General features: G+C 61.4%; 16 protein-coding genes and 1 tRNA gene. 8 read left to right on the top strand and 9 right to left on the bottom strand.

Annotation, left to right across the window (positions count from 1 at the left end):
• Nucleotides 1-19 precede the first annotated feature (19 nt).
• Entirely contained in the window at nt 20-982 is a 963-nt protein-coding gene (locus METAC_RS0119145) for a metallophosphoesterase (protein WP_026608250.1), read from the top strand.
• A 24-nt stretch (nt 983-1006) separates the two neighbouring features.
• On the opposite strand, the gene METAC_RS0119140 is transcribed toward METAC_RS0119145, so the two are convergent.
• The gene (locus METAC_RS0119140; protein ID WP_051335693.1) at nt 1007-1624 is read right to left on the bottom strand and encodes a L,D-transpeptidase; all 618 of its coding nucleotides are present in this window, start codon (nt 1622-1624) and stop codon (nt 1007-1009) included.
• A 255-nt stretch (nt 1625-1879) separates the two neighbouring features.
• On the opposite strand from METAC_RS0119140, the gene METAC_RS0119135 reads away from it, so the two are divergent.
• Nucleotides 1880-2809 (top strand): histone deacetylase family protein, encoded by a 930-nt coding sequence (locus METAC_RS0119135; RefSeq protein WP_026608248.1) that lies wholly within the window; start codon nt 1880-1882, stop codon nt 2807-2809.
• A gap of 25 nt (nt 2810-2834) precedes the next feature.
• On the opposite strand, the gene ribB is transcribed toward METAC_RS0119135, so the two are convergent.
• A complete protein-coding gene (ribB, locus tag METAC_RS0119130; protein ID WP_026608247.1) occupies nt 2835-4124 on the bottom strand; it encodes a 3,4-dihydroxy-2-butanone-4-phosphate synthase in 1290 nt (429 codons plus the stop codon).
• A gap of 254 nt (nt 4125-4378) precedes the next feature.
• Nucleotides 4379-4678, bottom strand: coding sequence for a hypothetical protein (locus METAC_RS26615; RefSeq protein ID WP_156898281.1), 300 nt, complete (start codon nt 4676-4678; stop codon nt 4379-4381).
• A gap of 27 nt (nt 4679-4705) precedes the next feature.
• Here METAC_RS26615 and METAC_RS0119125 point away from each other — a divergent pair, with 27 nt between their 5' ends.
• Together METAC_RS0119125 and METAC_RS26025 are read left to right on the top strand one after the other, a co-directional pair.
• Nucleotides 4706-5113, top strand: a complete 408-nt coding sequence (locus tag METAC_RS0119125) for a hypothetical protein (protein WP_026608246.1) — start codon at nt 4706-4708, stop codon at nt 5111-5113.
• An 859-nt stretch (nt 5114-5972) separates the two neighbouring features.
• A protein-coding gene (locus tag METAC_RS26025; RefSeq protein WP_245257393.1) for an IS5 family transposase occupies nt 5973-6739 on the top strand; the annotation gives its coding sequence in 2 pieces (ribosomal slippage) (nt 5973-6285 and nt 6285-6739; 768 coding nt in all).
• A 729-nt stretch (nt 6740-7468) separates the two neighbouring features.
• On the opposite strand, the gene METAC_RS0119100 is transcribed toward METAC_RS26025, so the two are convergent.
• The 5 genes from METAC_RS0119100 to dapA form a co-directional block, all read right to left on the bottom strand.
• Nucleotides 7469-7636, bottom strand: coding sequence for a hypothetical protein (locus METAC_RS0119100; RefSeq protein WP_156898280.1), 168 nt, complete (start codon nt 7634-7636; stop codon nt 7469-7471).
• A gap of 19 nt (nt 7637-7655) precedes the next feature.
• Nucleotides 7656-8081, bottom strand: a complete 426-nt coding sequence (locus METAC_RS0119095) for a GFA family protein (protein WP_026608244.1) — start codon at nt 8079-8081, stop codon at nt 7656-7658.
• Nucleotides 8078-9181: a chorismate synthase gene (gene aroC / locus METAC_RS0119090; RefSeq protein ID WP_026608243.1), complete on the bottom strand. Its 1104-nt coding sequence runs from the start codon at nt 9179-9181 to the stop codon at nt 8078-8080. The genes METAC_RS0119095 and aroC overlap by 4 nt, the downstream gene beginning before the upstream one ends.
• A 203-nt stretch (nt 9182-9384) precedes the next feature.
• Nucleotides 9385-9861 (bottom strand): SsrA-binding protein SmpB, encoded by a 477-nt coding sequence (smpB, locus tag METAC_RS0119085; protein ID WP_026608242.1) that lies wholly within the window; start codon nt 9859-9861, stop codon nt 9385-9387.
• A 25-nt stretch (nt 9862-9886) separates the two neighbouring features.
• Nucleotides 9887-10780, bottom strand: coding sequence for a 4-hydroxy-tetrahydrodipicolinate synthase (gene dapA, locus METAC_RS0119080; RefSeq protein ID WP_026608241.1), 894 nt, complete (start codon nt 10778-10780; stop codon nt 9887-9889).
• 247 nt (nt 10781-11027) lie between these two features.
• On the opposite strand from dapA, the gene METAC_RS24565 reads away from it, so the two are divergent.
• Nucleotides 11028-13208, top strand: a complete 2181-nt coding sequence (locus METAC_RS24565) for a lytic transglycosylase domain-containing protein (protein WP_051335692.1) — start codon at nt 11028-11030, stop codon at nt 13206-13208.
• Between the two features lie 86 nt (nt 13209-13294).
• On the opposite strand, the gene METAC_RS0119070 is transcribed toward METAC_RS24565, so the two are convergent.
• Complete coding sequence (locus METAC_RS0119070; RefSeq protein WP_026608240.1) at nt 13295-13675, bottom strand: response regulator; 381 nt, start codon at nt 13673-13675, stop codon at nt 13295-13297.
• Nucleotides 13676-13931: 256 nt separating this feature from the next.
• Between METAC_RS0119070 and METAC_RS0119060 the strand changes: the two genes are divergently transcribed.
• The 3 genes from METAC_RS0119060 (at nt 13932) to METAC_RS0119045 (ending at nt 16758) form a co-directional block, all read left to right on the top strand.
• Complete coding sequence (locus METAC_RS0119060; protein ID WP_026608239.1) at nt 13932-14825, top strand: alpha/beta fold hydrolase; 894 nt, start codon at nt 13932-13934, stop codon at nt 14823-14825.
• 140 nt (nt 14826-14965) lie between these two features.
• Nucleotides 14966-15041: transfer RNA gene (locus METAC_RS0119055), tRNA-Phe, on the top strand.
• Nucleotides 15042-15273: 232 nt separating this feature from the next.
• Nucleotides 15274-16758 (top strand): arylsulfatase B, encoded by a 1485-nt coding sequence (locus METAC_RS0119045; RefSeq protein ID WP_026608237.1) that lies wholly within the window; start codon nt 15274-15276, stop codon nt 16756-16758.
• Nucleotides 16759-17015: the final 257 nt, after the last annotated feature.

The raw sequence follows: 17015 nt of genomic DNA, 5'->3' as shown, positions 1-17015 counted from the left end.
TTTGCGGTATAGGTTAGGCATGACTGACCTCAGCCGCCGGCTTTTCTTGCAGGGCGCCGGCGGATTCGCTTTGGCGACCGCCGGGTTCGGCTCCTACGCTTTCGCCCTCGAGCCAGGTCTGAGCCTTCAAATCACCTCCTACAGGCTCACCCCGCCGAATTGGCCCGAAGGCTTGACGGTCAGAGCCGCGATACTCTCGGATATACACGCCTGCGAGCCTTGGACGCCGGCGGCGCGCGTTCGCTCCATCGCGGAAGCCGCGAATGCGCTCTCGCCAGACATTATTTTCATCCTTGGCGACTTCAACGGTTCGCAACGACATCTCGTCCGCCCGGTGACCCCGCCGGAATGGGGCGAGGCGCTGTCCGTCCTGGACGCGCCGCTCGGCGTGTATTCGATCCTTGGAAATCATGATTGGTGGCATGGCGCGCTTCCAGGCATGCCGAGCGACGACGCCGCCGGGATACGCCAAGCCTTGGCGGCGGCGCGGATCAGGCTCCTCGAAAATGACGTCGTGCGCATTAGCAAGGGCGGACGGCATTTCTGGGTCGCCGGCCTTGGCGACCAGCTCGCCGGCGTCTTTGGCCGCCATATGGGCGAGGGCGCCGACGACCTGCCGGGGACGCTCGCCCAGATCACCGATCGCGGACCGGTGATCCTCCTCGCCCACGAACCCTACATCTTCCGTCGCGTCCCCGATCGCGTCTCTCTAACGCTCTCCGGCCACACGCATGGCGGACAGATAAATCTCCCGTTTCTCGGCACGCCGCTGTCGCTTCGCCGATTCGGCGCGACATTCACCGATCTCGTTTACGGCCATATCGTCCAGAACGGCCGCCATCTCATTATCTCGGGCGGTCTCGGCACGTCGCATATTCCGGTTCGCTTCATGCGGCCGCCGGAAATCGTTGAGTTGACGCTCGGCGGGAGCCCCATTGCCTCGGGCTTGCAGGCTCGAGCCAACGCGCCGGGCCAAAGTTAATCCTGCCTCCTTGAACGGCGGGCCTTACATAACGATGACCTTGGCCCCGACCTTGACCCGATTATAAAGATCGATCACGTCGATGTCGGTCATGCGGATGCAGCCGGAGGAAACGCTCCGTCCGATCTTAGACGGCTCATTCGTGCCATGGATCCGATAGAGCGTATCCTTGTCGCCCTGATAGAGATAGAGCGCGCGCGCGCCGAGCGGATTGTCTGGCCCGCCTTCGACGCCTCCCGCAGCCAGGGTCGGACGCAAATGCGGCCAGCGCTCGACCATATCGGCCGGCGGCACCCAACGCGGCCATTCCGCCATTCGCGCAACCCTCGCCGTTCCCGTCCAGCCATAGGCTTCCGAGCCGACCGCGACCCCGTAACGGATCGCCTTCTTGTTCGGCTCGACGAGATAGAGATAGCGATGCTGGGTGTCGACGACGATCGTGCCGGGGTCCTGCCCCGTCGGATCGTCCACCCTGTAGCGGTGGAAATCGGGGTCTATGTCGGCTGTCGCGACGACAGCGAGAAATTCGGCGTCCTTCGCTGAAACCGCCGGATCCGGAACAGCCTGGTAAGTGCACCCGGCGACCAGGACCACGAAGGGCAGCGCGAGAACGCCGAAAAGAAGCTGAGCTGTGCGGGTCATGGAATTCGCGCGAGCCTGATTGGTATCGGGTGGATCGCGCGAGATATATTTGATTAGACCTTTTTGTACTATGATCGCGATCGTCTGACGACGGCAATTCGGCGAATTGCTTTACGTCCGTGGCGGAAAGGACACGAAATTATGCGCCCTTCGAGAGGCGCAGCATTTGAGTTTTCGTGGACATGCGGCGAAGAAGGCCATAAAGGAAGCGGCTTCCAATCCGGCGCGCCCGCAAGATCCGTCGAGTGTCCCATCGTGACGACGCTTTTCCTGAGCCATCCTTCGAGTTTCGAGCACGATACCGGGCCCGGCCACCCCGAACGTCCAGACCGCATTCGCGTCATCGATCAATTGTTCGAGCACGAGCGCTTTCATCTGCTCCATCGCGCGCTAGCCCCGGGCAATGACCGCGCCGCCATCCTGCGCGTGCATCCCGAAGCCTATGTCAATTCGATCGAAGCCGCCGCGCCGAAGACCGGGCGCATCAATCTCGATCCCGACACGATCATGAGCGCGGGGACATGGGAGGCCATCTGCCATTGCGTCGGCGGGGCGACGGCGGGCGTCAATGAGGTGATGCGCGGCGACGCCAAGAACGCCTTTCTCGCCGCCCGCCCGCCTGGCCATCACGCCGAGCGCGCGACGCCCATGGGCTTCTGCTTTTTCAACACGGCGGCGATCGCGGCGCGCCACGCGCAAGCCGTCCATGGCGCAGAGCGCGTGGCGATCGTCGATTTCGACGTTCACCATGGCAATGGGACGCAGGATATTTTCTGGTCCGATCCCACGGTCCTTTACGCCTCGTCGCATCAAATGCCGCTCTTTCCGGGCACCGGCGCCGTGGACCAGCGCGGCGAGCATGACAATATCGTCAATGCTCCGCTATCCGCGGGCAATGACGGGGCCGTGTTCCGGGACGCATGGGAGACGAAGATCCTGCCGCGCGTCGAGGCTTTCGCGCCCGATTTGATCGTGATCTCGGCCGGATTCGACGCCCATCGCCACGATCCGCTCGGCGGGCTCAAGCTCGTCGAAGCCGATTACGTCTGGGTGACGACAAGGCTCATGGAGATCGCCGAGAAACATGCGAAGGGCCGCATCGTCTCGATCCTCGAAGGCGGCTATGACCTCGAAGCGCTGGCGCGTTGCGCCGCGGCCCATGTGATCACGCTCATGGGCGCCTAAACAGGGGGCGTGAGAAAAACCCCGCCTACTCCAGGCCCTCGCTCGAGACGATCTCGATGCCGAAGCCCGAGAGGCCGACATAAGTCATCGGCCGTGACGCCCGCAGCCGGATCGAGGAAACGCCAAGATCGCGCAGGATCTGCGCGCCGAGTCCGATCTCGCGCCATTCCTTATGGCGCAGGGCCTCCAAATCGGGCTTTGGCGCGCCCGGAATATTGACCGGCACGCCCGCCGTCCCGTCCCGCAAGAAGATGAAGACCCCGCGCCCCTCCTTCTTGAAGCAGGCGAAGGTCTTGCGGACCGTATCACCTCCCATGATCAGGTCGGCGACAATGTCGACGCGATGCAGCCTCGTCGGCACCTCGCGCCCATCGCCGATCTCGCCCTGAACGAAGGCGAAATGCTGGACCTGATCGAAGGGCGTGACATAGGCGTAGCCCATCAGTGGCCCGCTCGGCCCCTCGACCGAAAAGGCCCCGACGCGCTGCACGATTTTTTCCCGCGCCTGCCGATAGGCGATGAGATCGGCGACGGAAATGCGCTTCAGGCCGTGTTTTTCTGCGAAAGCCACGATTTGCGGCCCGGCCATCACCGTGCCGTCGTCATTGGCGAGCTCGCAAATCACCCCGACGGGCGGCAGGCCGGCGAGGCGGCAGAGATCGACGGCGGCCTCGGTATGGCCGGAGCGCATGAGCACGCCGCCGTCCCGCGCGATCAGCGGAAAAACATGGCCGGGGCGGACAAAATCCGACGCGCCCATATTGCCATTGGCCAGGGCGCGCACCGTATTGCTGCGCTGCTCGGCGGAAATGCCTGTCGTCAATCCGTGCTTGGCGTCGACCGAGACGGTGAAGGCCGTGCCATGCGGCGCGTCATTGGTCGCCACCATGGGCTGAAGGTTCAGCCGCTTGGCCTCGTCGCCGGTGATCGGCGCGCAGACGATGCCGCAGCAATTGCGGATGATGAAGGCCATTTTCTCGGGCGTGCAATGGGCGGCGGCGCAGATCAGATCGCCTTCGTTCTCGCGGTCGTCGTCATCGGTGACGATGACGATCTCGCCCCGCGCAATGGCCTCGATGGCCTGGGTGACCGAATTGGCCATGGGCGCAAGCTCCTTGGTTTTATGGGCGTCGAGCAAATCGTTCGGCGTCACGGCGCCGCCGGTCTCGCGCAAAATCTGCTGCGCGGTCTCGCGCGAGACCCAGGCGTCCTCTTGATTGCAGATCTGCGAGACCGCGCCTTTCGAAAGGCCGGTCCGACGGGCGAACTCCGCGCGGCTGAGATTGTTTAGTTTTAGCCAATCGCCGAGCTTCATAGGGCGCCTTGGGCGGCGGGGTTAGTTTAGTGAAGCTAAACTAATATGTGAGGGGGCATTTGGAAAGGGCGAACCGAGGTCACCGCCGTCATTAGGCCTGTTGGAACCAGCGCAGTTCGTAGCTCTATTAGATCGCTGCAAAGGGTGGAACGCGGACATTGGCTCCCGATATCTGCACGCTGTAAGTGGTCGGCCTCACCGTGCACAAACCTTGAAGGCGCTCTTCATTCTATAAAATCCGCTGAAACGAAAGACTATCCATTGGCCTGATTTGACCCGCCGATATCAGCCTGATCGCCCCTTGGGTTTTTTCTTATGGTTAGCAGCCATCCGCCGAGAGCACCAAATACGCAGGCAATCCCAAATATGAACAATTCGAAAGTTAAACGAAAACCAATCTGCTTCAATAATATATCTACCGGGCCGGTTCCACTAATAATCCACATTTGGGAATTGTACCAATGCATCAAGGGCCGCCGCACAATAGGCAGGACTCGGAAGGCCGCTGCGACGATGTAAAAAACCGACAAAACTCCAAGAATAGTGGTCGCCATGTCACCACTCGCGGGTGCAACACGACGTTGTTCGTCAGCCTGCGCGAGCCGCTGCTGATCGGCCTGCCGCCTCGCCTGCTCAACACGACGTTGCTCGTCAGCCTGCGCGAGCCGCTGCTGATCGGCTTGCTGCCTCGCCTGCTCAACACGACGTTGCTCGTCAGCCTGCGCGAGCCGCTGCTGATCGGCTTGCTGCCTCGCCTGCTCAACACGACGTTGCTCGTCAGCCTGCGCGAGCCGCTGCTGATCGGCTTGCTGCCTCGCCTGCTCAACACGACGTTGCTCGTCAGCCTGCGCGAGCCGTTGCTGATCGGCTTGTTGCCTCGCCTGCTCAACACGACGTTGCTCGTCAGCCTGCGCGAGCCGTTGCTGATCGGCTTGCTGCACCACGGCGGCTGGCATCTCTTCGTCTTGTTGACGGGGTGGCGAAGCTGAGCTTGGATTCCGAGCTATTTCGACCCTTCCATCGAATTGCGCGGGATCAAATGGCGGCGCAGCCGTCAGTGCTGTAGTTGGCGGTCCACTGACTCCAAATTGAGAAGGATCTATAGCCGTGATCCGCAGATTTCCTTTGCCCGAGGTATCGTAGCTTGCACTCCATAATATTCCCGCACCACCCGTCATTTTGTAAATTGGCAATCCAAGCTGAGCGGATCGCCGGAAGTTCCCCAAGAAATCAATTAAAAATCCCTTCTGCGGGTGTTTGCCGGCCGCCAAAAAGTTGACGCTGTCCGCATCCAACGGCTCCAATACAACACTGCCCCACGTAGCAATCACCCCACTTGGAAGCCCCGGTTCCGCACGCATTAAGAAAATCCTTGGCTGCTCCTTATAATGAGCAGCGAGCCGCCTTAACTCATTGTCGACGTCAGAAGGGCCAAAGAAGGCGGGGGTAATATTCTCCGAGACATAGACTGCCGTTCCATTTTGAGAATGTAGCAAGGAATTGCCGCGCGCGAATCGCCCGTTTTGACCTGACAACTCCTCACTGCTCGTGCAAAAAATGAACGAACTGAATTGCTCGCTTGGGGAACATTTGTATCGCCTGTAAGCTAGTTCGTTTACGATCAAATCACCAAGACGGATTCCTGCAACTGCAAATGTTGAGCGCATCGCTCGTTGAGGATTTGGACTCGGATTTTGGTTTGGTTTTGCCTCCGCTTGCCGCAATTCTGATCTACATTCATTGCGAACCGCCGATAGCCTAGGTCCCGTTGACAAATAGGATTCCCATTAGGGTAAGGTTCTGATTCAAGGTCGCTTTCGGAAGGAGGCGGGCTTGATTCGGGGATTGATGTCGGATGAGGAATGGGCGTGTTTCGAGCCGTTCGTGACGGTTCGCGGCGCGCATAGCGGGCGACGGCCGAAGGACCACCGCCTCGTTCTCGATGGGATTTTCTGGATTGCCCGCACCGGCGCGCAATGGCGGGACCTGCACGAGCATTTCGGCAAATGGTCGTCGGTCTATCGGCAGTTCCGGCGCTGGACTCTCAGTGGGCTGTGGGAGCTCCTTCTGGAAGCCCTGAATGAAACCGAGGGCGTTGGCGAGACCGTCCAGATGATCGACTCGACCATCATCCGGGCGCATCACTGCGCCGCCGGCGCTAAAGGGGGACTCCGCGTCAGGGTCTTGGCCGCTCGAGAGGTGGCTTCACGACAAAGATTCACCTCCGCACGAACGGCGAAGGACTGCCGATAGCCGCAAAGATCACCGCAGGCGAGGTCTCGGATTATTCGGGCTTCGCCCCCTTGATGGAAGCGGAAGGACCTGAGGCCAAAGTCCTGCTCGCCGATCGTGGTTATGATTCCGATCATATTCGCGAAACGCTGGAGAAAACAGGCGCTGCGGCCATCATTCCGACGCGCCGAAACCGCAAGATCCAAATCCAGATCGACAGTCACATCTATGCCTTGCGCAACCGCGTCGAGCGTTGCTTCAACAAGCTCAAAAACTCTCGGCGCCTCGCAACCCGCTACGACAAAACCGCAGCCAGCTATCTCGGGTTCGTCCAAATCGCCGCGATCAGGATCTGGATGCGCATATTTGTCAACAGGACCTAGGGTCGCTAGGTTGAATACCGCTCCGGATCAATTGTGCGGCGCTACTCCGATTGGGACGAAGTTTACTATCAATGCATCCTATTTCTTTCTGTGACAGCTTTCTCCATTCTGTTTGAGCCGCTCGCGCTGCAACCCCTTGAATGACGCCGTTGAACAACCGAAACAGGTCTGGCGGCTGCTGAGCCATTGATTCGAAGGCGCTCCCAACGCCGAAGCTGAGGGCCAGTAACGTAGTGAGTAGCCCGCAACGAAAACGCCTGCCCATGACCACCCCTGCCGAAGGTTTTGAAGTGGCCATCACACCTTCTCAATCTATCGCGACAGAAGGACCGAAAGGAGAATTGCCACTCAAACTTCTATATAATGCGAAAGGTCCTCGGGCTATCGCGACCATCCGTGAAATTGACAGGAATTCTAATTATTGCTCCGCTCACGTCTTTGGGGGGGCAAATCGTAATGATATGCTTGTAAAATAACTATACCTTGCGTGTTCCATATATCTTGATATTTTCACTACGCTGAAAGGCTGCTTTGGGTCGATATCGTTGAAAAACTCGAATTTTGTCGTGGATCACGATTCTCAAGGCCCAAGGCGGGCTTAAAGAAAATCGCGCCAAGGGTTCAGCAGAGCGACGAGTTTTGCAGCGTGCAGTCTTCGTACGAGATTCTGCATAACGATCATTAGCTGCAAGGACCCTCCGCGCGCAAAGTCGGGATTTTCGTCCCCGCTCATTTTTCGACTTTTTCAACAATATCGGTCGCAAGCTGAAGTCTGGATACAGGGGCGGCTCGTCTGATCCGGTTCAGCGCCGGCAAATCCTTTTCTCGCCCCCTCCGCCTGCCTATCGGCGCATAGGCCACGCCAAAGAACATAACGGCCTCGGGCGTGACGAGCATTGGCCAGGTGCCCAGCCCCCTATTCCCCAACCACCTCCCCCGAACCGCCAAACTCCGCCGGAAAATCCTTCAGTTTCGGCAGCCCGTCGCGCATCGGCAAAATCGTCTCGGCATAATTGACGTGGACCTGCGGCTGGAAGGGAAGATCGGGAATGGTCGCGGCGTAGACGTCGATGAGGCCGAGACCTGGATGGCTGGTCAGCACATGCCCGCCGCAAAGGCAGCAGAATTTCCGGTCGCTCTTTTCCGTCTTCTGATAGGCGCCGAGATGCTCGGCTCCCTTGGTCACTTTCACCTGTTCCTGCTTCCAGAGCGTGAAGGCGTTGACGGGCGAGGCCGACCAGGACCGGCACGAGCGGCAATGGCAATAGCCCATCGCCGTCGGCTCGCCGCTGACCTCGACTTCGACCGCGCCGCAGAAACAGGCGCCCTTATAGCTGGTCATGATTTCGCTCCCTCCCCCACCTGCCCGCGATGGCGCAAGAATTGGTCTGCCAGCACGCAGGCGACCATGGCCTCGCCCACCGGCACGGCGCGAATGCCGACGCAGGGATCATGTCGGCCTTTGGTGACGATTTCCGTTTCGGCGCCGCCGCGATCGATGGTCAAGCGAGGCTGAAGGATCGAGGAGGTCGGCTTCACCGCAAAGCGCGCGACCAAAGGCTGGCCGGTCGAGATGCCGCCGAGCACGCCGCCGGCATGGTTTGAAAGAAACCGCGGCGCGCCTTCGTTCCCCGCGCGCATCTCATCCGCATTGGCCTCGCCCGAAAGTTCAGCAGCGGCGAAACCGTCGCCGATCTCGACGCCCTTGACCGCATTGATCGACATGAGCGCGCCCGCGAGCTCGGCGTCGAGCTTGCCATAGATCGGCGCGCCCCAGCCGACGGGAACATTTTCGGCCACGATCTCGATCACCGCGCCAATGGAGGAGCCGGCCTTCCTGATCTCATCGAGATAGGTCTCAAAGAATGCGGCGGCCTCGGCGTCGGGGCAGAAGAACGGGTTTTTTTGCGTCTCCGCCCAGTCCCAGCGGGCGCGGTCGATCTTATGCGGGCCGATCTGCACCAAAGCGCCGCGCACGCGCACGCCGGCGATCACCTTGCGGGCGACGGCGCCCGCCGCGACGCGGCTCGCCGTCTCGCGCGCCGACGAACGTCCGCCGCCGCGCGGATCGCGGATTCCATATTTCAGGTCATAGGCGAAATCGGCATGGCCCGGCCGGTACTTATCCTTGATGTCGTCGTAATCCTTGGAGCGCTGATCCGTGTTCTCGATCATGAGCGCGATCGGCGTTCCGGTCGTGACCTGGCGGCCGGTTTTATCGTCCACAAAGACGCCGGAAAGGATCTTGACCTGGTCCGCCTCCTGCCGCTGCGTGGTGAAGCGCGAGGTGCCGGGGCGGCGCTGGTCGAGGAAATGCTGAATGTCCGCTTCCTCGAGTTCAAGGAGCGGCGGACAGCCGTCGACGACGCAGCCGATCGCCGGCCCATGGCTCTCGCCAAAGGTCGTCACGCGAAAAAGATGACCGAATGTGTTGTGGGACATGAGCCGGACTTGATTTGGCGCCGCCGAGGTTAGAACGGTCGATCGCGCCTTGGGATTAGAAGAATTCCGCCGCCGAGCGTCGGATTTCGACCTTCATCTCATGGCGGCGAGTTTGGCGAGCGGGGCGAGTCTCGCCGATAATGCCAGCCGTAAGACGAATGGATAGCTGAGATTTCTGGCGTCGGGGCTCCGGCGATCACGCCTCACCCCTTCTCCCTGAGCAAACGGCCCTTCTCGCGATTCCAATCGCGCTTCTTTTCCGTCTCGCGCTTGTCGTGCAATTGCTTGCCCCGCGCGAGCGCGATCTCGATCTTGGCCCTGCCCTTGTCGTTGAAATAGATTTTCAACGGCACGATGGTCATGCCCTCGCGCTCGGTCGCCTGCGAGAGCTTGGCGATCTCGCGCGACTTCAGGAGCAATTTGCGGGGCCGCTTCGGCTCATGATTGAAGCGATTGGCCTGCAAATATTCGGGGATGTTGGCGTTGACGAGAAAAAGCTCGCCGGCGCGATCGACCGAAGCGTAGCTCTCCGCGATCGTCGCCTTGCCGGTGCGCAGCGACTTCACCTCGGTGCCGGTCAGCATCAGGCCCGCCTCGAAAGTCTCGCCGATCTCATAATTATAGCGCGCCCGGCGGTTTTCGGCGGCGATCTTGAACAGGCGCTCCTTTTTTTCGGCCACTCAACGCACCCCGCGCGACAAATGCTCAGGCATTGATGAGCCCAGCATGGATCATCGCCACCTTGATCTGCGCCCGCGCGACGTCGGAGGCCGGCAGCATGGGCAGCCGCACCTCGTCGACGATCTTGCCGAGCGCCGCGAGCGCGCATTTCGGACCGGCGGGATTTGGCTCGACGAACAAGGCCGCATGAAGGAGGCTCAAGCTGTCGTGCAGCTTCAAGGCCGCGGCGTGATCGCCGGCGAGGCTCGCCTCCTGCATTTTCGCGCATTGCCTCGGCGCGACATTGGAGGTGACGGAGATGCAGCCATGTCCGCCGAGCGCATTCACCGCCAGCGCGGTCATGTCCTCGCCCGAAAGCTGGATGAAATCCGGCCCGAGCTGCTGCCTTTGCAGCGCCGTGCGGGCGAGATTGCCGGTGGCGTCCTTGACCCCGGCGATATTCTTCAACTCGTAAAGCCGCTTCATCGTGTCGATCGACATGTCGACGACCGAGCGCGGCGGGATATTATAGATGATGATCGGGATGCCGACCGCGTCGTTGATAGCCTTATAGTGCCGATAAAGCCCTTCCTGCGAAGGCTTGTTGTAATAGGGCGTGACGACGAGCAGGCCGCTCGCGCCGGCGCCTTCCGCGAATTGGGCGATGTCGATCGCCTCCTGCGTATTGTTTGATCCGGCGCCGGCGATGACCGGAACCCGGCCCTTGGCCTCGTTGATGCAGGCGGCGACAACCTGGCGATGCTCTTCATGGGACAGAGTCGGGCTTTCGCCGGTCGTTCCTGTCGGCACGAGGCCATGCGTGCCGCACTCGATCTGCCAATCGACCAAGGCTCGGAAGGCCGCTTCATCGAACTTGCCCGCCCGGAACGGCGTCACAAGTGCGGTGATCGAACCTCCAAATTCGGCCTTTTTCGTCATCCGGATCCAACCTTTCCACTTATCCGCCCGATAGACGCCGCAATTTGCAGGCTGAATTCCCTCTGTTGAAAAGGAATCACGTCCGCAGGCAGACATAGACGCCAGCAGACATAGACGCCAAAAGCGCGTCCGAAAAGGGCCGGACGATCACTTCGCGGCGCGGCCTTTTATCAAATGCGTCCTTTGTTAATAAAGATTGGCTTGAAATTGATCTTCTTCAGCGTCGCTTTTTAGGAACGGACGAAGCATGCTCAAGAGGCAATCCACGGCTCGGCTCATGGCCGGGATCTTTGCTTCCGCGCTTTTCGGGCTCGCTGGCGCCTGGATCGAGAAGCGGGGGATTGGGTTCGATCTCTTCGGCCTTCAGGACGATGGGCCAACCCTCGTCGCCTTCGACCCGCCGGACGTCCCTTTCCTTCATGAAGGTGAATTTGCCGAAGACGACGAGGCGAGCCCGGCCGGACGCGGGTTTGCAGAGGCGGAAACCTCCGCTCCGCGCAATATTTCGCCGGCCTTGGTCGCACATGAGCTTGGCCTGGACCTGACCGGATTGACCGAGGCGATCGGTTTCTACAAGGCCGGCTCTATCGCAGCCGGCGACGCGGCCGCCAAAGCAGCCAAGGACAAGACCGTTCAGACGACGCTCGAATGGGTCGCCTTGCGGAATTTTCCGCGTGAAGCCGGGTTTGAACGCATCCAGGCCTTCATCGCCGCGCATCCGACATGGCCGGCGCTCGCCTGGCTGCGCAAGCGTAGCGAAGAAGCACTCTACGGCGACCGCAAGAGCCCGGCGCTCATCAAGGCTTTCTTCAATGAGCGGGCCCCGGAGACCGCGGCCGGCAAGCTCGCCTTGGCCCGCGCTCTCGTCGACGAAGGCAAGACGGACGAAGCTGCAGGCCTCGTCCGCGACGTTTGGCGCGAGGCCGACTTCAACGCTGCTACCGAAGCCAAGATCAAGGCGGATTACGGATCCTATCTGACCAAGGCCGACCATAAATATCGCGCCGATCGTCTCCTTTATAAGGAGCAAACCGCGAACGCCCTCCGCATGGCCGCGCTCGCGGGGCCCGATGTGATCGCCCTCGCCAAAGCCCGCGCGGCCGTGATCAGCGAGGCGGCGAGCGACAAGCTCCTTGCCGCCGTTCCCACGACCTTGCGCGCGGATCCCGGGTTCATGTTCGCGCAAATTCAGAAATTGCGCCGCGCCGACAAGATCCGCGAGGCCGTCGACATCATGCTCGCCGCGCCCCGCGACCCCGCGCTTATCGTCAATGGCGACGAATGGTGGGTCGAACGCCGCCTTCTCGCCCGCAAGCTCCTCGATCAGGACGACGCCAAGACCGCCTATAAGCTCTGTGCGGAACATTCCGCCATGTCGCATGAGATGAAGCTCGAGGCTGAATTTCACGCAGGCTGGATCGCACTTCGATTCCTGAACGATTCCGCGCGCGCGGCGGAACATTTCGCGGCGCTCGCCAAGCTTGCGGAAACGCCGATGTCGCGCGCCCGCGCGGCCTATTGGCAGGGCCGCGCCGCCGAGGCCTCCCCGTCTGAGGATGCAGCCGCGAGCGCGCGATCTTTCTATCTGCAGGCGGCGGCGCATCCGGCCACCTATTACGGCCAGCTCGCGCGTGGAAGGCTGGGCCTGACCACGCTTCCGATCCGCGCGCTGAGCAATGAAGCGACGGGCGACGCCCGCGACGATTCGGTCAGAGCCGTCGAGCTGCTTTATGCGATCGGCGAGAAAAATCTCGCGACCGCGCTGGCGATCGAAGCCGTGCGCGGCCTTGGCGATCAAACGCAGATCGCCGCACTCGCCAGCGTCGTGGAGAGACAGCAGGACGCGCATATCTCGCTCGCGATCGGCAAGGCCGCGAGCCAACGCGGGATCGCCCTGGACCGGCTGGCCTTCCCCAATTACGGCGTGCCGTCCTATCATCCTTTGCAAAACTCCGCCGATTCGTCGATCGTCTATTCGATCGCACGGCAGGAAAGCGCCTTCGACCCCAACGCCGTCTCCAGCGCTGGCGCCAAGGGCCTGATGCAGATGATCGCGTCGACGGCGCGGCGCACGGCCGACCATGCCGGCGTCGCTTTCAACGAAAGCCGGCTCCTTTCGGACGCCGCCTTCAACGCTCAGCTCGCCGCCGCGCATCTCGGCGAATTGCTGGCCGAGCATCGCGGGTCCTATATCCTCACCTTCGCCGCCTATAACGCCGGCGGAAAGCGCGTGAAGCAATGGATCGACGCCTATGGCGACCCGCGCAAGCCGGGAGTCGATCCGATCGATTGGGTCGAGCGCATTCCGTTCACCGAGACGCGCAATTACGTGCAGCGCGTAATTGAAAACCTCGGGGTCTACCGGACGCTGTTCGGCGAAGGCGCCCCGATCGACCCGGCGGCGCAAAAAACACAGGCCAAACTTTAAATCGGGCCGCGGCGTAGGCGCCGCGCCGGAGAGGACTTGCCCGCTTTCGGGCGAGACGTTCAAGTCTCGCCGGCCGCTAGTCCCCCTCAGCGCCGCATGGCCTCCTCGATTCGACGCAGCAAGGCCTTCACCGCATAGGGCTTGGCCACGAAAGAGTCGCCTTTGGGCATGCGCTCGTCGGAGACATGGGACGATGCGGAGGTCACGACGACGCCGATTTGCGGCCAATCTTCGTGGACGCGCCGAGCCAAGGCCAAGCCATCCAAGGACCCCGGCATATCGATATCGGTGAAAACAACCCGCACGTCGGGACGAATTTCGAGCACGCGCAAAGCCTCGTCGGCGTTGCAAGCCTCGATGACGCCGAAGCCCGCATCCTCGAGCGCGACGGCCCCCATCATCCTGACGAAGGGTTCGTCCTCGACGACAAGAATGACGGGCGAAGAAATTTTAGCGGCCTGTTCCATGCGCCATCAACCATGCGAGTCGACAACGGTTCCCCTAGGTTAGTTCTTTGGTAAAAAATCCGTTGCCGATTATACCGGAGCCGTCATCGCAAAAGCGTCCGGCCGCATGGACTTCCGAGGCCAAGCGCCGCGGCGACGGTCGCGTCAAAACCGCTCGCGCCGTGAGCGATTTCCGGGCGATTCCGCGTGCAATTATCTTGATCTAAACTCGTCCGGCTTATTTCGTCGCCCCGCTCCGCCGTCCCTCGGAGGTCGCATGACCATCTCGCAGCTTCCATTCGCAAGCCGCTATTTCTCCGCCCCCGATGGACTTAGGCTTCACGTCCGCGATTATGGCTCGCCGCTCGATCCGGGCGTCCCTGTCGTTTGTCTGCCGGGCCTGACGCGCAATTCCGCCGATTTCGGGCCGCTCGCCAGCGCGCTCGCCAGCGGCCGGGCAGGCGAAAAGCGCCGGGTGCTCGCTCTCGACTCCCGCGGCCGCGGCCTCTCTGAGCGCGATCGAAACTGGCGAAATTACACCCTTGAGGTCGAAAGCGGAGACCTTCTGGCGGTCCTGACGGCCACCGGAATCGCGCGCGCCGTTTTCGTTGGAACGTCGCGCGGCGGATTGCTGACGATGGGCCTCGCCGCGACCAGGCCCAGCGTCATTCACGCCGTCGTTCTGAACGATATCGGCCCCGTCGTCGAACCGCGCGGCATGGCCCGCATCCGCAGCTATGTCGGCAAGCTGCCGCCCCCGCATACGGCGACCGACGCGATCGACCTCCTCAAGCGACTGATGAGTCGGCAATTCACGAGCGTCGGCGAGGAGGACTGGGCGCTCTACGCCAAGCTCAGCTTCGCCGATGCAAAGGGAAATTATGGCGCGCGCTACGATCCACAGCTTTTGAAGCCGCTCGAAAGCCTCGATCTGGAGCAGCCTCTGCCGTCGTTCTGGCCGCAATTTGACGGCCTGCGCAACGTTCCTCTTTTGGTCCTTAGAGGCGCGAATTCAGACATTCTTTCGGCCGAGACCTTCGCCGAGATGAAGCGCCGGCATCCTTCCTGCGAAAGCCTCGTCATCGAAGGCCAGGGCCACCCGCCGCTTCTCCTCGACGCGGCGTCGATCGACGGGATCAGCCAATTCGTGGCCGCCGCCGACCCGCGCTAATTCGTCCAACTCCTCCCCGCCGCGAGCGGAAAGACCGAGGCGCGCCTTTCGCCGATTTCCCCTTCATGCGAGGCTGGACAATCGCGGCAAGGCTCCTCTATAAGACCCCACTCGCGCCTGAGCCCCCCGGCCGACGCGACGCCCAGGTAGCTCAGTTGGTAGAGCATGCGACTGAAAATCGCAGTGTCGGTGGTTCGATTCCGCCCCTGGGCACCACTTAAAATCAATGACTAAGCTGTTTTGACCCCAAAACTGGGGACGCTTTTGGGCGCGTTCGGCTTCCTCCGAGCGCCGAAGCGGAGCCGTTGAACATCGCAGGCGTCGACGAAAGCGCTGACGAGCCCGCGCGCTTGACGCTCGCGATCGGGCGCCCGCCGTCAGCAACCGAAAGATCCGAGCCGCCAAGCTCGAACTTCGATCGCTTCCCGCAGATCAACAGGGGAAATAAATGCTCCACACCCGGTCCACGCTCTTTTGCGCGCTCGTCGCATCGATCTTTTCGTCGTCGCTGGCGCGGGCGGAACCGCCGCGGCCAAACATTATTTTCATCATGGCCGACGATCTCGGCAATGCGGATCTCGGTTATCGCGGCGGCAAGATCGAGAGCCCGAATATCGATCGGCTCGCGGCCGAAGGCGTCCGCCTCGAGTCCTTCTATGGCCAGCAGGTCTGCACGCCCTCGCGCGCCGCGCTCATGACCGGCCGCTATCCGATGCGCTATGGATTGCAAACACTGGTCATTTTCCCGAGTCACACCTATGGCCTGCCGATGGACGAGCGCACCTTGCCGCAGGCGCTCAAGGACGCCGGCTACAAGACGCTGATGGTGGGCAAATGGCACCTTGGCCATGCGGATAAAAAATTCTGGCCGCAAAATCGCGGCTTCGATTATTTCTACGGCAATGTCGTCGGCGAGGTCGATTATTTCACCCGCGAGCGCGGCGGCCTGATCGATTGGCAGCGCAACGGGAAATTCCTGGCCGAGAAGGGATATTACACAGATCTCATCGGCGACGAGGCGATCAAGCTCATCGATCAGCAAGACGGCCGGCAGCCTTTCTTCCTCTATTTCGCTTCGCTCGCGCCGCATGCGCCGTTCCAGGCGCCCGAAAAATATCTCGATAGGTATAAATCGATCGAGGACAAGCAGCGCAGAACCTATTCCGCGATGATCACCGACCTCGACGATCAGATCGGGCGCATCCTCGCCGAATTGGACAAGAAAGGGCTGCGCGACAACACGATCATCCTTCTCGCCAGCGACAATGGCGGCGCGACGAGCGGCCTCTTCGCCCAGGGCGCGAAGAGCCAAGAGGAACGCGCGCATGAGGAGGGCGGCATCGCCCAGAACGCGAAGGCGCCCGCCTCCAACGCGCCATTCAGGGGCGGCAAGGGCTCGCTCTATGAAGGCGGCGTGCGCGTGCCGGCGATCGTCAATTGGCCGGCCAAGCTGAAGCCGCGTGTCGTCGACGATCCTGTTCAAATGGTCGACGTCATGCCGACCCTGCTCGCTTTGGCGGGCGCCGAGGGCAGCCCCGATCATCCTTTTGACGGCAAGGATATTTGGCCGACGCTCGCTAAGGGCGAAGCCAGCCCGAACGAGGATGTGCTGATCAATGTCGAGGCCTTTCGCGGCGCGGTCCGCAAGGGCGATTGGAAATTGGTGAAGATCGCCCTCCTGCCGGGCAAGACCGAGCTCTACAATCTCGCCGCCGACCCAGGCGAGACGACCAATGTCGCCGAGGAAAATCCCGAGATCGTGAAGGATCTCGAAGCGCGGCTTCTCGCCTACGCCAAGCAGCAAAAGCCCAGCGAATGGATCAAGGCGCAGCCGGCCTTCGTCGGCGAGCAGGGAAAGACGGTCCTCGATCCAGACTTCGACATAGGCGACGGCGGCGTGCCGCGTGAGAAGACGCTGCTGCCGAAGCGATGAGGGAGGAGATGTACGCGCTCCGAGGGGTGGGCGATCGGCCCCGCCGAGAATTTTATGGCTGCCGCAAGGATGGCTGAAGGTCGGCGCGCCGGCTGATCTCATCTGCTTCGATCCCGACGAGCCCTATGGGGTCTATCCGGCGAAACTCCATTCGCGCTGCAAGAACAGCCGTTTGACCAGGCGCGGGGATAGAGGTGGGGGGTGAAGCTGAAGCTCGTGGCGGGGGAGATTGTGTTTGGCGGGGAGTGAGGCGGCGC

This window comes from Methylocapsa acidiphila B2 (genome assembly GCF_000427445.1).
Classification (GTDB): Bacteria; Pseudomonadota; Alphaproteobacteria; order Rhizobiales; family Beijerinckiaceae; genus Methylocapsa; species Methylocapsa acidiphila.
Note: the sequence above shows the minus strand (reverse complement) of the source record. Positions and strands in the feature narration are given on the sequence as shown.